Genomic DNA, 1,650 nt, shown 5'->3' with positions numbered 1-1,650 from the left:
ACGTGCGGCGCGGCCATCGACGTGCCGCTCAGCCGCGCGTGGCGGGCGCGGCGGCCGTCCTGGCGCAGCGCCACCCCACGTGGACCGGGCCGCAGCTCAAGGCGCAGCTCATGGCGTCCGCCAAGGAGGTCGGGGACACGCCCGACCACGTCGGCACCGGACTGCTCGACGTGCGGCGCGCGGTCGTGCAGGACGTGCGCGCGGACGTCGGCAGCCTCTCGTTCGGGCTGCTGACGTGGCCGCACACGCAGGTGCACGAGAAGACCGTCACCTACCACAACGACGGCGACCAGCCCGTCACGCTGCAACTGCGGCACGACCTCGGGGCCGACTTCACCGTGCCGTCGACCGTCACCGTGCCCGCGCACGGCTCCGCACCGGTCGTCGTGCGGCTCGACCCGGGCAAGGGCGTCGGCACGTTCCACGGCCACCTCCGGGCGACCGCCGACGGCGTCGGCCTGACCACCTCGGTCGGCGCCTACGTGCAGGAGGAGCGCCACGCGCTCACGGTCAGGATGACCGGGCGCGACGGCAACGCCCCGACCAACGAGTACGTGCTGCTGGTCGACCTGAAGACCGGCAGGTCCGGCACGCTGGCGATCACGGCCGAGGGCACCGGCACGACCACGCTGCCCGCGTCGGACTACGCCCTGCTCGGCCGCATCGAACAGCGCTCCGCGCTCGCGAGCTCGTACACGCCGATCTCGGTCACCGAGGTCGCGGGCAGGGTGTCGACGACCGCCGACGTCACGGTGGAGCTGGACGCCCGGAAGGGCAGGCCGATCACCGTGGACCTCACCGACGACCGGGTGCGACCGCTGCACCGCGAGGTCGACCTGAGCGTGCCCGCGGAACCCGGCAAGAACTCCGGCGTCACCGGCCCGGTCGAGGGCTCCACGCCGGTGTACGGCCTGTCGTTCGGCGACCCGCTGCCGCAGCTCACCTACTCGACCACGATCAAGGCCGCGCAGCCGCGGGTGTCGCTGGACGGGTTCCGCCTGCCGTTGCGCTACGCCGACTCCAGCCCGTACTTCCCGCCCGGTGCGCACGAGTTCCGCACCGCCCGGCGCGACGGTGACGTCAAGGGCGCGCTCGTCGTGGTCGAGGGGACCGACGACCTCTACGCGGTGGCGCAGGAGCTGAAGGACGCCGGCGCGGCGGCCGTGCTGCTGCTCGGGCCGTTGCCGTTCCCGGACGAGCGGCAGACCGCGTTGCCGGTCCTGTCGGCGTCCGACCACACCGCGCAGGACCTGCTCGCGCAGCTCGGCCGTGCGGTCACGGTGCGGGCGGTGGACTCGTCGCCGGTCAGCTACAACCTGTTCTTCCCGGAACAGGGCGCGCTGCCGGCCGGCAAGACCTACCGGGTGAAGCGCGACGAGCTGGCCGAGGTGCGGGCCCGGTACCTCTCGTCCGGCGCGGACGGCGTGGTCCGCCAACGCCTGTACCCGGTGTACCGCGGCGCGACCGTGAAGAACCTCGGCGTGGTGATGGACGAGGCGCTCGTCGCACCCGCCACCCGCACCGAGTACTACAGCGCGGGCAACGGCATCGGCTGGTACCAGGAGGGGATCGTCGGCCGCAAGTTCGGCGCGGACGCGCGCGACCCGGAGGTCGGCGTCTGGTCGGACCTCGAACCGGCCGCGTTCGAGC

1 pseudogene is annotated in these 1,650 nt (G+C 73.4%); it reads left to right on the top strand.

The annotated features are described in order from the left end of the window. Nucleotides 1-1,650 (top strand): annotated as a pseudogene (locus AB0G02_RS39030) (hypothetical protein); the annotation flags it as partial.

Origin of the sequence: Actinosynnema sp. NPDC023658, assembly GCF_040639995.1 — a bacterium.
Classification (GTDB): Bacteria; Actinomycetota; Actinomycetes; order Mycobacteriales; family Pseudonocardiaceae; genus Actinosynnema.
The sequence above is the reverse complement of the archived record's forward strand: the minus strand, read 5'-3'. Positions and strand labels throughout refer to the sequence as shown.